Annotated in this window: 11 protein-coding genes; 6 read left to right on the forward strand and 5 right to left on the reverse strand. The window is 74.3% G+C overall.

Features of this window, described 5'->3' with window-relative positions:
- Positions 1 to 139: 139 nt before the first annotated feature.
- Positions 140 to 1,465: a protein phosphatase 2C domain-containing protein gene (locus tag KBY32_RS18860; RefSeq protein ID WP_210980875.1), complete on the forward strand. Its 1,326-nt coding sequence runs from the start codon at positions 140 to 142 to the stop codon at positions 1,463 to 1,465.
- Here KBY32_RS18860 and KBY32_RS18865 read toward each other — a convergent pair whose 3' ends face one another.
- Positions 1,466 to 2,851 (reverse strand): helix-turn-helix transcriptional regulator, encoded by a 1,386-nt coding sequence (locus tag KBY32_RS18865; RefSeq protein ID WP_210980876.1) that lies wholly within the window; start codon positions 2,849 to 2,851, stop codon positions 1,466 to 1,468.
- A 205-nt stretch (positions 2,852 to 3,056) separates the two neighbouring features.
- On the opposite strand from KBY32_RS18865, the gene KBY32_RS18870 reads away from it, so the two are divergent.
- Both KBY32_RS18870 and KBY32_RS18875 read left to right on the forward strand, forming a co-directional pair.
- The gene (locus KBY32_RS18870) at positions 3,057 to 3,668 is read left to right on the forward strand and encodes a hypothetical protein (RefSeq protein ID WP_210980877.1); all 612 of its coding nucleotides are present in this window, start codon (positions 3,057 to 3,059) and stop codon (positions 3,666 to 3,668) included.
- Positions 3,669 to 4,225: 557 nt separating this feature from the next.
- Entirely contained in the window at positions 4,226 to 4,705 is a 480-nt protein-coding gene (locus tag KBY32_RS18875) for an ATP-binding protein (protein WP_079033798.1), read from the forward strand.
- A gap of 75 nt (positions 4,706 to 4,780) precedes the next feature.
- Here the strand turns inward: KBY32_RS18875 and KBY32_RS18880 are convergent, their stop codons facing one another.
- Both KBY32_RS18880 and KBY32_RS18885 read right to left on the reverse strand, forming a co-directional pair.
- On the reverse strand, positions 4,781 to 5,818 hold the full coding sequence (locus KBY32_RS18880) for a DUF2637 domain-containing protein (RefSeq protein ID WP_055623970.1): 1,038 nt from the start codon (positions 5,816 to 5,818) through the stop codon (positions 4,781 to 4,783).
- A 284-nt stretch (positions 5,819 to 6,102) separates the two neighbouring features.
- Positions 6,103 to 6,948 carry a (2Fe-2S)-binding protein gene (locus KBY32_RS18885; RefSeq protein WP_210980878.1) on the reverse strand — a complete coding sequence of 282 codons (846 nt, stop codon included), beginning with the start codon at positions 6,946 to 6,948 and terminating at the stop codon, positions 6,103 to 6,105.
- Positions 6,949 to 7,102: 154 nt separating this feature from the next.
- Between KBY32_RS18885 and KBY32_RS18890 the strand changes: the two genes are divergently transcribed.
- Positions 7,103 to 7,900, forward strand: coding sequence for a GntR family transcriptional regulator (locus KBY32_RS18890; protein WP_210980879.1), 798 nt, complete (start codon positions 7,103 to 7,105; stop codon positions 7,898 to 7,900).
- 19 nt (positions 7,901 to 7,919) lie between these two features.
- Here the strand turns inward: KBY32_RS18890 and KBY32_RS18895 are convergent, their stop codons facing one another.
- Complete coding sequence (locus KBY32_RS18895; RefSeq protein ID WP_055624058.1) at positions 7,920 to 8,699, reverse strand: hypothetical protein; 780 nt, start codon at positions 8,697 to 8,699, stop codon at positions 7,920 to 7,922.
- A 154-nt stretch (positions 8,700 to 8,853) separates the two neighbouring features.
- Entirely contained in the window at positions 8,854 to 10,518 is a 1,665-nt protein-coding gene (locus KBY32_RS18900) for a PucR family transcriptional regulator (RefSeq protein ID WP_210980880.1), read from the reverse strand.
- 374 nt (positions 10,519 to 10,892) lie between these two features.
- On the opposite strand from KBY32_RS18900, the gene KBY32_RS18905 reads away from it, so the two are divergent.
- On the forward strand, positions 10,893 to 11,783 hold the full coding sequence (locus KBY32_RS18905) for a xanthine dehydrogenase family protein subunit M (protein WP_055623966.1): 891 nt from the start codon (positions 10,893 to 10,895) through the stop codon (positions 11,781 to 11,783).
- Entirely contained in the window at positions 11,783 to 12,352 is a 570-nt protein-coding gene (locus KBY32_RS18910; protein WP_210980881.1) for a (2Fe-2S)-binding protein, read from the forward strand. Before KBY32_RS18905 ends, KBY32_RS18910 begins: the two co-directional genes overlap by 1 nt.
- The last annotated feature ends 2 nt before the right edge of the window (positions 12,353 to 12,354 follow it).

Raw genomic sequence — 12,354 nt, forward strand, 5'->3', positions numbered from 1 at the left:
GCCCGGGCACCACCAACGGCACCGGGCGTCTCGTACGCCCGTTCGCCATGTCACCCGACGTGTCCCTCTCGGCGCTCTGCGCGGCCGGATTTGCCGATGCCCCGTTCCCATCCGGGCCCCGCGGGGGACAATCGGGGGCATGAATCAGCAGGGGGGCAAGCCCACCGGTCACGAGGACGACTGGTGGGGCCAGCTGTACGGCGACGCCGACGACGCGGGCCCGTCCGCGGCGCCCGACTCGCTCGACGACCGGTACGCCTCGGCCGCGGGGACCGTGAACCAGCGCCCGGACGGGAGCGAGAGCCCGGACGTTAACCAGCGCCCGGACGGGAGCCGGCGCCCGGACGTCCCGGCGCAGCGCACCGGCGCGAACGCCCCCGAGCGGACGCCCTCGGCGTTCCCGGAAGGGCTGCCCCGCCCGCCCGGCTTCACCGTGGAGGACCCGCGGGCACCGGCCGACGAGGAGCCGCCCCCGCCGCCCGCCCCGGACCGGCCGGCCCGCACCCTCGACTACGTGGGCGCCGGCCCGCCCACCTACGACCCGGAACCGACCGCCCTGCCCCCGGCCGACCCGGACGGCCTCGACGACCTGGTCCCCGACACCGTCCTCGACGGCGCCCGCTACGGCACCGCCACCCTGCGGGCCGTGTCCCTGCGCGGCGACTCCGCCCGCTACCGGGGCGAACCCCGCCGCGACTCCCTCCTCACCGCCCGCTTCGGCACCGGTGAACACGCCCTGCTGCTGGTCGCGATGGCCACCGGCGCCCGCGCCACCCCGCGGGCCCACCGGGCCGCCGCCGAGGCGTGCCACTGGATCGGCCGGGCCGTCGGCACCAGCCATGAACGCCTCGCCCGGGACATGCGGGCCGGCCGGCGCGGCGACCTCAAGTCCGGGCTGCACCGGCTCACCGGCCGCAGCCTCGGCCGGCTCCGCGCCGGCGCCGTCGAGCAGGGCGTCGACCCCGAGGAGTACGCGGCCACCCTGCGCTGCCTGCTGCTGCCCGCCGACCCCGAGTGCCGGACCCGGGTCTTCTTCGGCGCCGGCGACGGAGGGCTGTTCCGGCTGCGGGACGGTGAATGGCAGGACATCGAGCCGCGCGTCACCGACGCGGCCGGCGAACCCGTCGTCGGCTTCGGCTCGGCACCCGCCGAGACCCCCGAGGGCGACCGGCTCACCATGGACCTCGGCGTCCCGACGCCCCCGAGCCCCTACGAACCGGCGCCCGAGCCGCCCCGTGAACCCTTCCGCTTCCGCGCCTCCGTCGCCCGCCCCGGCGACACCCTGCTGCTGTGCACGGGCGGTCTCGCCGACCCGCTGCGCGGCGAACCGGAACTCGCCGCCCACCTCCGGCGCCGCTGGTCCGGCTCCCCGCCGCCCGGCCTCGCCGACTTCCTCGCCGACACCCGGGTCCGGGTCAAGGGGTACGCCGACGACCGTACGGCCGCCGCCGTCTGGGAGGCCTGATCAGGTGTACGGCACCCACGCCCGCTCCGACGTCTCGTACACATAGCGCGGCAGCGAGCCGATGCCCGTCGTACGGAACGGACGGCCTCGGTCGTCGATGCGGACGGTTCCGGTACGGCCCTGCGAGGACCAGTCGAGCTCCAGGTACCAGGAGCAGTCGCAGTCCGCGGTCTGCGCGGTGATCAGCAGCACCTCCGGGTCCGTCGCGGACACCCGGTACGGCAGCCGCATCGCCGGGATCGGGGTGCCGGAGTCGCTGCCGTCCTGGGGGCGCGCGATCGGCCGGTCCTTGTCCAGGTCGACGTCGAAGTAACGCGGCGTCAGCGCCCCGCCGCAGCCGGAGCCCATCGCGTACGCGGTGCCCTTCATCGGCGCCGCACGGCTCACCATCCGGACGCGCAGCGCCTCCAGCACGACGGCGGTCGAACTGCGGCCCTGCACCGTCACCTTCACCATGGTCTGCCGCCCGTGCACCGCCCCCAGGGAGGTCGCCCACGCGCGGGCGTCCTGCCCCGGGGGCGGCGGGGGCACCTGCTCCGGGGGCCGGGTGAGGACGTAGTCGTGGCCGCAGCCGGCCTGCCACACGTGCGAGTCCACACTCCAGGCCAGGGGCACGCCCCCCGGGGGCCGTGGACTCGTGGCCTTCCCCGACGGCTCCGCGCCACCCTTCTTCCCCGGCGCGGACTTCGTCGAGACGCCGGGGGAGGGGGACGCCGTCGTGGGGGTGGGGGAGGCGGAGCGGGGCGGCGAAGGGCGAGACGTCGGCGGGGCCGTCGTACGGGTCGGGTCGACCGCCCGCACCTGGTCGGGCCGGCGCGTCCGGTCGTCCGGCAGGGCGGCGAGGGCCCCGACACCGGCGAGGAGCGCGGTGGCGGCGGCCGTGAGCACGAGGAGACGGCGGCGCCGGGGGCGGGGATGGTCCTTGCGCGCGGGGGCGGGCGCCGGGGTGACGTCGGTGGCCGCCTCGTCCGTGCCGGGGGCCTCCGCAGAGGGGGCCTCACCGGTCTCCGTCGGCGTCTCGGTGGTCGTCTCCGCCTCGTCGGGCGTCTCCGGCTGCGGGGTCTCCGGGTTCGGGCTCTGCCGGCCGCGGGGCCGTTGACGGGCCGCCACCGCGGCGAGCCACAGCCGGTGCAGCTCCAGCCGCTCCTGGGGGGTCGCCGCGCACAGCGCCGCGAACCGTTCCACGGGGGCGAACTCGAGCGGTACGGCCTCCCCGGCGCAGTAGCGGTGCAGCGTGGAGGTGTTCATCGCGAGGCGGCGGGCCAACTGCCCGTAGCTGCGGTCGGTGCGCTCCTTGAGCCGTCTGAGCAGCGTCGCGAACTCCTGGACGTCGTCCCGCACTTCCGACACCCGTTCCCCCGTGTCCAGTCCGTCCCGGGACGGCATCCCAGGCACTCCCCTTATCTGCACGTCAACGGGGCTGGGATGGTTCCACCGTCGCCGATCGGCGCCCGGCGCTTGCGGCGGCCCACTGGGGCGGCTGATGCTTCTGGTGCCGCACCGGCCTGGAGCCGCGACGACCGAACGGCGTCGGTGACGGCCTTTCACCACGGTCGTCACACGCACCGACTCATCCCACGGGGGGCCGCCCATGTCCACGACCATCCGCACCGGTGTGCTCGCCGCGCTCGCCGTGGCCGGGCTGACCGCCGGGGCCGCGCTCACCGCCGCACCGGCCGGCGCCGCGCCGAAGGCCGCGCCCGGATTCCTGACGGCGTCCCAGCTGCCGCCGCACCCGACGGGCTGGACCGCGGGCCCGGTCACCGACGGGGTGCCGGTGGAGCTGGAGTACTGCTTCGGGGAGGCACTGCTCGCCTACGACATCCGTCACCGCGACTTCCGCACCGAACTGGAGACCAACGCCCAGCAGATCGTCGTCGTGGTCGGTGACAGTGCCAAGGCGGAGGCGCTCGCCCGGCGCCTCGACCGGGAGGTCCGGCGCTGTGCGCTGCGGGCCGGCGCCGACCCCGAGATCGAGGCGGAGTACCGCACCTACGGGACCCTGCCGGTGGAGGAGGGGGCCCGGGTGCACGCGGTGCACACGCGGGCGGCGTGGGGCGCGATGGACATCGACCTGACCTCGGTCGGCCGGGACGGCGGCACGGTCACCCTCGTGCGCTGGGGGCAGATGGGGGACTTCTCGGACGCCCCGGTGAAGGCGTTCAAGAAGACGACCACCACCGCGGTCGACAAGCTGTACTGACCGCACGGCCGGCGCGTCACGGGGCCGCCCTCCCGCACGGGGGTCGGGCGGGCGGCCCCACGGGGGAGTGACAGCGTCCCGTTTCAGCCACTTTCCGAGGACGGGGGCGTCGGCGCCGAGGGGTCCCGGCCGCCGACTCCTCCGTCCACCCGGGTGTCCGCACCGGGTACGCCGACTTCGGCAGGGCCGGGTCGGCGTTCCGCGTGATCCCGTACGGTCCGGACGCCCGTACGCGGGTCGGCGCGAGGGGCGTGTGCCGGGGCGCCGCACGGCCCTCTCCTGCCCGCACCGGAGGACGGCCCCGCCTCATGCCGTCGCAAACCCCGTCCCGCCCCGTCCTCCCGGCGGGACAGGTGACGGAACCGGCCCGCCCGCCGCTCCGGACGCCCGAAACACGGTGTTCCGGCTTTCACCCACCGGTACGGACCGGCCGCCGATGGCCGAACACCTGGTAGTTGATGACGGGACATGACTGTTCGCCACCGCGACCGGGGAATGGTTCCCGTGAACGTGTTCGAGCCAGGAGGGGAACCGACATCGGCACGCAGGCGGGGGTCATGAAGAGGCAGGCACGGGGAGGCGGTACCACGGCGGTCGGGGCCTCCTCGGCGAAGAAGGCGGAGGACGGGACCGGGGGCGCCGGGGACCACATACGGACCTCCCAGCTCAGGCGCAGACTCGGCCGGGCCGATCTGCGGGCGGTACCGGAGGCGCGCAGGGCGCTGCGCGAACTGCTGCGGCAGTGCGGCAGGGGCGGCGGCTCCGACACCGCCGAACTGCTCACCAGCGAACTCGTCACCAACGCACTCGTGCACACCGACCGGGACGCGGTGCTGACCGCCACCGTGGGACCGGACGGACTGCGCGTGGAGGTACGGGACTTCACGTCCCGGCGGCCCAGGATGCGCGTACCGGACGCCGACACCGGTACGAGCGGCCGGGGTCTGCTGCTCGTGCAGTCCCTGGCGGACGCCTGGGGCGTGTGCGTGCACGGCGTGGGCAAGGCCGTCTGGTTCGAGCTCGGCGTCGACGTGTGACGCCGGACGACGGGAAGGGGCGCGACCCGTGCCGTGGGTCGCGCCCCTTCCCGTAGATGCGTGGCTGGGACGGGCTCAGCCGAACTGCTGCTCCAGGTCCTTGAGCTTGCGCTCCAGGGAGTCCAGCCGCGGCAGCGCCATCGTGTCGTCCTCCGCGGTCAGATCGACGGTCACCGGTTCCGAACCGGTGCGTACGGGCTCAAGAGAAGGGCGAGTACGCACGGGCAGCGGTTCCGGCGAGGATATGGCGGGCTCCGCGGTGACCTGGGACGAGGCGGGCTCCAGGGCCTGCGGCTCGCCCTGCCGGCCGCCGCCGCGGCCGATGAACCCGCGGTGGCCGCGGCTGATCGCCTTGAGCTGGGCGCGCTCCATGCGCTCCTTGTCCCGGCGGCGCAGGCGGGCCGCCTCCTTCTGCCGCTTGTCCTCGCGGACCTCGTCGACCGCCTCGTCCAGGCTGCGGACGTTCTCCAGCAGCATGAGCGACCACGCCTTGTAGGTCTCGCGGGGCGCCCGCAGCCAGCGCACTATGCGGATCTGCGGCAGCGGGCGCGGCACCAGGCCCTGCTCGCGCAGCGCGGCCCGGCGGGTCTGCTTGAGGGCACGGTCGAACAGGACGGCCGCCGACAGGGACATGCCGGCGAAGAAGTGCGGGGCGCCGGCGTGGCTCAGGCCGCGGGGCGCGTGCACCCAGTTGAACCAGGCCGCGGCGCCCGCGAACGTCCACACGAGTATCCGGGAGCCGAGCGCCGCGTCGCCGTGGCTGGCCTCGCGCACCGCGAGCACGGAACAGAACATCGCCGCACCGTCGAGACCGAACGGCACCAGGTACTGCCAGCCGTCGCTGAGGCCCAGGTTCTGCTCACCGAAGCCGACCAGGCCCTTGAAGGAGAGCGCGGCGGCGACGGCCGCACAGCAGAAGAGCAGCACATAGGACGCCGTGCCGTAGATGGCCTCCTTGCGCCTGCGGCGCTCCTCGTTGCGCTCCCAGGAGTCCTCGGTCACGTGCTCCCCGGACCGTTTCCCGCGAGCGAGCACCGCCACCGCCGCCAGCATGCCCAGGAGCAGTACGGCGCCCGGAAGCAGCCAGTTCAGCGATATGTCGGTCAATCTCATCTGGGGTCCCTTGCATTGGGATAGGGCGTAACGCCCGCCATAGTGGCCCAATCCCTGCGGCCCTCAGGGGGTTTCGGGGCAAGAGGCCGCCAAGGAGGTGCAAGGGGATGCCCAGGGCGGCGTTCTGCTCGAACTGCCGCTTGAGGGGCGGGAGTTGAGTTCGAACAACACTACCCGTGCGGGTGGTTCCGTGGAAAGTTCCTGCGGAAAGTGTGGAAGCTGTGAAACGAGCGCGTCCGAACGGCTGTACGAGAAACGGCCGTTCGCGGTCGTTGCCGGTCGTTTCAGGCCGCGAGGAGCTTGGCCAGCCGGTCGGCGTCGCAGGTGCGCGGACAGGTCGCGCAGGTGTCCTCGGGGCGCACCGTGTAGAACATGCAGCAGCTCGCCCGGTCACGGGTCGGCAGGGACTCGCCGTCCGGACCCGTCAGCTCACGGAAGGCGGCCGAGCCCACGTACGGCTTCGTCGCGCCCGGCAGCAGCAGCTCCAGCTCGTGCCGGGCCCGCTCCTGCTCGCCGTCCCCGAACAGATGCGCCACGTACCACAGGCCCTCGACGACCTCGTCCGTCGCCATGCCCCACAGGGCGCGCCCGCGCCGCCGCATCCGGGGGCCGAAGCCGCCGAGGACCGGCTCCAGGTGCTCGGCGACGGCCGCGCGCACCTCGGCCCGCAGGGCCTCCTCGTCGGGGACCACGCGTGCGCCGGGCAGGCCGGCCGCGGGGTCGCCGGGCAGGCAGGCGAAGGACACCGGACGCGCGGCGAGACGGCCCAGGGGTGCGCGGGGGTCCGTACGGTCGTACGAGACATGCGTCACGGGGAAGCGCGGGACGCGGCGGAGCAGGAACCACGGCACGGTGATCAGCAGGCACGCCGGCCAGGCGTAGCGGTGCAGTCCGAAGCTGGCGACGACGTCCGGGCGCGCGGACCGCCCGTAGTCCCGGAGCACCTGGGCGTCGTCCCAGGCGAGGAACGCGTCGAGCCCGGGGCCGCCCTCCGCCAGCGCGCTCGCGGTGACCCAGCCGCCGTGCCGGGGCAGCGCCGCGGCGGTGGCCGGCTGGGTGATGTCGAGCCCCGGGAGGACCTCGGCGAGACGGGCGTAGGCGTGCTCGAGAGCTGAGGAGGGCACGGGCATCGGAGCCGCCAATCCGCGAGGCATTGAAGGTAAGCCTTACCTTACCCCTAGATCGGCGAGGTTTGAACTGTCGCGTTCTGCGCCTAAGGTGCTTGACGGGTGAGTAACAAGCCGCCGTAATACCCCACGTACCGACCGTCCCGGAGGAGGACCCGTGAAGCAGGGCGCGCGAAGCTCCGCGACGACGGGGACACCGCGGACACCGCACGTCCAGGAGGCCGCGGCGGCCGTCCCGGAACCCCGGGTCCCCTCGCAGGGAACGCCGCCCGCCGCGCGCGGCGAGCACACCCACAGCGAGACGCCGATCCCCGGGCCGCGCCCGGTCGTGCAGCGCGCCTCGGTGCGCGGGCAGATCCTCGACGCCCTGCGCACCGCGCTCGTCACCGGCGAGCTGGCCCCCGGCGCCGTCTACTCGGCACCCGCCCTCGGCGACCGCTTCGGCGTCTCCGCGACCCCGGTCCGCGAGGCCATGCAGCAGCTCGCCCTGGAGGGCGCCGTCGAGGTGGTCCCCAACCGGGGGTTCCGGGTCGTCGAGCGCGGCGCCCGGGACCTGGCCGAACTCGCCGAGGTCCGGGCGCTCATCGAGGTCCCCGTCATGCTCCGGCTCGCCCACGCGGTGCCCGCCGAACGCTGGGCCGAGATGCGCCCGCTGGCCGAGGCGACCGTCCGCGCGGCCGCCACCGGATGCCGGGCCACCTACGCCGAGTCCGACCGCACCTTCCACCGCGCCGTGCTCTCCCTGGCCGGCAACGCCCAGCTCGTGCGGATCGCCGACGACCTGCACCGCCGCGCCCAGTGGCCGCTCACCGGCCCGGCCCGCACACCCGGCCGCGGCCACGCCGACCTGCTGGCCGACGCCTCCGAGCACACGGCCCTCCTCGACGCCCTGATCGCCCGCGACCTGGAGGTCGTACGGGCGCTGGTCGACGAGCACTTCGCAGGCGCGCATTAGGGCTTGTTCCTTATGGCCTTCAGGCCGTCGCCGCCGGTGGCAGTGGGGCCAGTTGGTCCGCCAGCCAGGTGGGGACGCCGCCCAGGAGGCGGAACAGTCGGCGGGCCTCCTCGCGGAGGCGGGTCGCCTCCGGTTCGGACTCCGTGTCGGCCAGCGACGCCAGCGCCGGGGCCGTGCCCACCAGATAGCCCAACTCCTCGCGGATGCGCAGGGATTCGGCGAAGCCGTGCCGTGCCTCGGCCAGTTCCCCGTCGCGCAGCGCGAGGCCGGCCAGGTGCCGCCAGGTGAACGACAGCAGCAGCGGGTCGGCGTGCGCCGTGGCGCCCGCGTGGGCCCGGCGGTAGGCGGCGCGGGCGGCCTGCGGCGAGCGCGCCAGGTTCTCCGCGAGCAGACCGCGGCGGAAGTCCAGCAGGGCCCGGCCCGGCGCCCCCGGCGCGATCAGCGCGGCCGCCCGGCCCAGCGCCGCCCGCGCCTCGTCGGCCCGGTCGCGCACGGAGTGCAGCGTCGCCGCGTACGCAAGTTGCCCTCGTTCACAAGCGGCCGCGCCGCGTTCGTCGTCGGTGTGGGCCAGCGCCTCGGCCGTACGCAGCGCGTCCTCGGCCTCCGCCCAGCCCCGCTCGGTGTACAGGCACCGTTCCACCAGCAGGGCCGCGCGCTGGAGCGCGGCCTGTGCGGTGACCGGCTGGAGCAGGGCCGCCGCGTCCGCCCAGCACGCGCGTGAGCGCAGCCGCCATACCGCGGTCTGGAGTGGATCGTCGCCGCCGGTCGTTCCGTTACCAGACATGGCGGTATACGCCACCTCGCCCTCCCCGAGCACGCCATCGAGCTGTTGAGTGGTGGCGGCATCTCAGCACGAATCATCGCGCCCGGCCAAGAGGGTGGGTGAAGGATTTCACAAAGTCGTGGGACACGGACGGCACTTGGTGCCACCTCCGCGCGCCCCCCGCGCCGGTTCAGCTCATCCGCAATGCCAGGAAGAAATCCAGCTTGTCCTCCAGCCGGGACAGGTCCCGGCCCGTCAACTGCTCGATCCGGCCGACCCGGTAGCGCAGTGTGTTGACGTGCAGGTGCAGCCGGGTCGCGCACCGGGTCCAGGAGCCGTCGCAGTCGAGGAACGCCTCCAGGGTGGGGATCAGCTCGGCGCGGTGCCGGCGGTCGTAGTCGCGCAGCGGGTCCAGCAGCCGCGCGGTGAACGCCCGCCGGACGTCGTCGGGCACGAACGGCAGCAGCAGGACGTGCGAGGCGAGCTCCTGATGGCCGGCCGCGCACACCCGGCCCACCCGGGCCGCGGCCACCCGGCGTGCGTGCCGGGCCTCCTCCAGGGCGCCGCGCAGCCCCTCCGCGGAGTGCACGGCCGCGCTCACCCCGAGCGTGATCCGGCCGTCGTCGTCCAGCCCCGCGGAGAGCGGCTCGGCCACGGCGTCCAGCAGCGCGTCGGCCAGCACGCCGGCCTCCGAGCCGTCGTGCTCGGCGGAGACCGCGGGGAGCGGCACCAGCGCGATCGCCTCCTCGCCGGTGTGCGCCACCGCGATCCGGTCGGAGGGCTCCGGGCCGGTGGCGCGGGGGTCGACCAGGATCTCCTCCAGCAGGGCCTGCGCGGCCGGACCCGGCTCGATATCGCCGTCCGCCCACTCGACCCGGGCGACCACGACCTGCCAGTGCGGGGCCGCCCCGAGGCCGGGCAGCAGCACCGGGGCCGCCACCCGCAGCCGGGCGGCGATCTCGGCGGGCGCCGCGCCCGTCTGGACCAGCTCCAGGACCTCCTGCGCGAGCCTGCGCCGTACCGTGCGGGCGGCGTCCCGGCGGTCCCGCTCCACGGCGATCAGCTGGGTGACGCCCTGGAGGAGGTCCAGCCGCTCGGCGGGCCAGTCCCCGGCGTCCGCCTCCACGGCCAGCAGCCACTCGGACAGCACCGTCTCGCGGGGGTCCCCGGCCGGCCGGCCGCCGCTGCGGATCGGGAAGAGCGAGTACACGGTGTTCCCGAGCGTCACCCGGTGCGGGCCGCGGCGGCCCGAGCGGGCGGCCGCCAGATGGCCGGCCGCGAGCCGCGCGCACAGGTCGGGCGGCAGCGCCGGGCCGGCCGACTTCGAGCCCGCGATCAGCCGTCCCGCCGGGGACAGCACCCAGGCGCGCAGGTCCAGGTCGGAGCCGAGCAGATCGAGGACCACGTCCGGGCCGCCGCCCGCCGGGCCCGACGTCATCAGCCGGCGGTGCCGGTCCACGACGGCCGCCAGATCCCCGGCCCGCTCCCCGCTGACCTGCCGGACGACATGCTCGGTGACCGTCGCGAACGCCACCGACTCGTGCACCGCGAACAGCGGCAGCCGGTGCCGGGCGCAGGCCACCACCAGATCCTCCGGGACATCGCCGAGCTCGGCCGTACCGGCCGCCAGGGCCGCCACACCGGCCTGCACGAGGATGCGGACGAAAGGGTCGGAGTCCGCGGCGTCCCGCCGCCACGCCAGCCCGGTGAGCACCAGCTCCCCGCCCGACAGATAGCGGCTGGGGTCCCTCAGATCCGTGGTCATGACCCCGCGCACGGTGCGGTCGAGCTCGTCCTCGCCGCCGAGCAGCTTCAGGCCCAGCGCATCGGTGTCCAGCAGTGCGCGCAGCCGCATTCTCGTCGCCGCCGTTCTTCTGTCTCGAAAACTACGATGGATCTTGAGGGGTCCGGGCAGGCCCGCGCACGGGCCGCGAGCGGCCCCCACGGGCGGCGCGCTCGTCGTCTTTCGGACGGTGTCCCAGGTCACAGAGCCGTGCCGGATGTTTCCCCGGGGAAGCAGGGAGGTTACGGATGTCCTCCGTTCATACGAATCTACAAGATGCCCGTCGTGGCCAGCCAACTCCTTCATGGTTTCCGTGACTGACACCGGTGGAGCACAGGCCTGTGTACTGACGTCCATCAGCGTGAACAGCACATGAACGAGCCGGGCCCGCCGCACCCGATCTGGCTCGATCCGTACGACCCACGAGACGAAGAAGAGAGCCGGTCATGGACTTCCTTCGCCCCGCCAGCTGGGAGGAGGCGCTCGCCGCGAAGGCCGAGCACCCCACCGCTGTGCCGATTGCGGGCGGCACCGATGTGATGGTCGAGATCAACTTCGACCACCGCCGGCCCGAGTACCTCCTCGACCTCAACCGGATCGGAGACCTCTACGAATGGGAGGTCGGCGAGGACAGCGTGCGGCTCGGCGCCTCCGTGCCGTACACGCGGATCATGGAGCACCTGCGGGCCGAGCTGCCGGGCCTCGCCCTGGCCTCGCACACGGTAGCCTCCCCGCAGATCCGCAACCGCGGCGGAGTCGGCGGCAACCTCGGCACCGCCTCCCCGGCCGGTGACGCCCACCCGGCCCTCCTCGCCGCCGGCGCCGAGGTCGAGGCCGAGTCGGTGCGCGGCAGCCGCCGTATCCCGATCGACGCCTTCTACACCGGCGTGAAGCGCAACGCGCTGGCGCCCGACGAGCTGATCCGCGCCGTCCACATCAAGAAGGCCGACGGACCCCAGCAGTACTCCAAGGTCGGCACCCGCAACGCCATGGTGATCGCCGTGTGCGCCTTCGGCCTCGCCCTGCACCCCGAGACGCGGACCGTCCGGACCGGCATCGGCTCGGCCGCGCCCACCCCGATCCGCGCCACGACCGCCGAGGAGTTCCTGAACGCGGCGCTCGAGGAGGGCGGCTTCTGGGACAACGGCAAGATCATCACCCCGTCGGTCGCCAAGCGGTTCGCCGAACTGTGCGCCGGCGCCTGCAACCCGATCGACGACGTCCGGGGCACCGCGAGCTACCGGCGCCACGCGGTCGGCGTGATGGCCCGCCGCACGCTGACCTGGACCTGGGAGTCGTACCGCGGCACCGCCGCCACCACGGAGGGAGTCGCCTGATGCGTGTCAACTTCACTGTCAACGGACGTCCGCAGGAAGCCGACGACGTGTGGGAGGGCGAGTCCCTGCTGTACGTCCTGCGCGAGCGGCTCGGCCTGCCGGGCTCCAAGAACGCCTGCGAACAGGGCGAGTGCGGCTCCTGCACGGTCCGTCTGGACGGCGTGCCGGTGTGCTCGTGCCTGGTCGCCGCCGGCCAGGTCGAGGGCCGCGACGTCGTCACCGTCGAGGGGCTCGCGGACCACGCCCGGCAGCGGTCCTGCGGCGACGCCCACGGCACCTCGCTCGACGAGGCGAAGGCGTGGCAGGCCAAGGGCACCGACTCACAGACCGGCGAGGGCACCGAACTCGCCCCGATCCAGCAGGCGTTCATCGACGCCGGCGCCGTCCAGTGCGGCTTCTGCACCCCCGGTCTGCTGGTCGCCGCCGACGAGATGCTGGAGCACAACCCCAACCCGACCGACGCGGACATCCGCGAGGCCCTGTCGGGCAACCTGTGCCGCTGCACCGGCTACGAGAAGATCATGGACGCGGTCCGCCTCGCGGCCGCACGGCAGGGAGAGGCGGTCTGACG

It is taken from the genome of Streptomyces sp. RK62 (assembly GCF_018070255.1).
Classification (GTDB): Bacteria; Actinomycetota; Actinomycetes; order Streptomycetales; family Streptomycetaceae; genus Streptomyces; species Streptomyces nigra.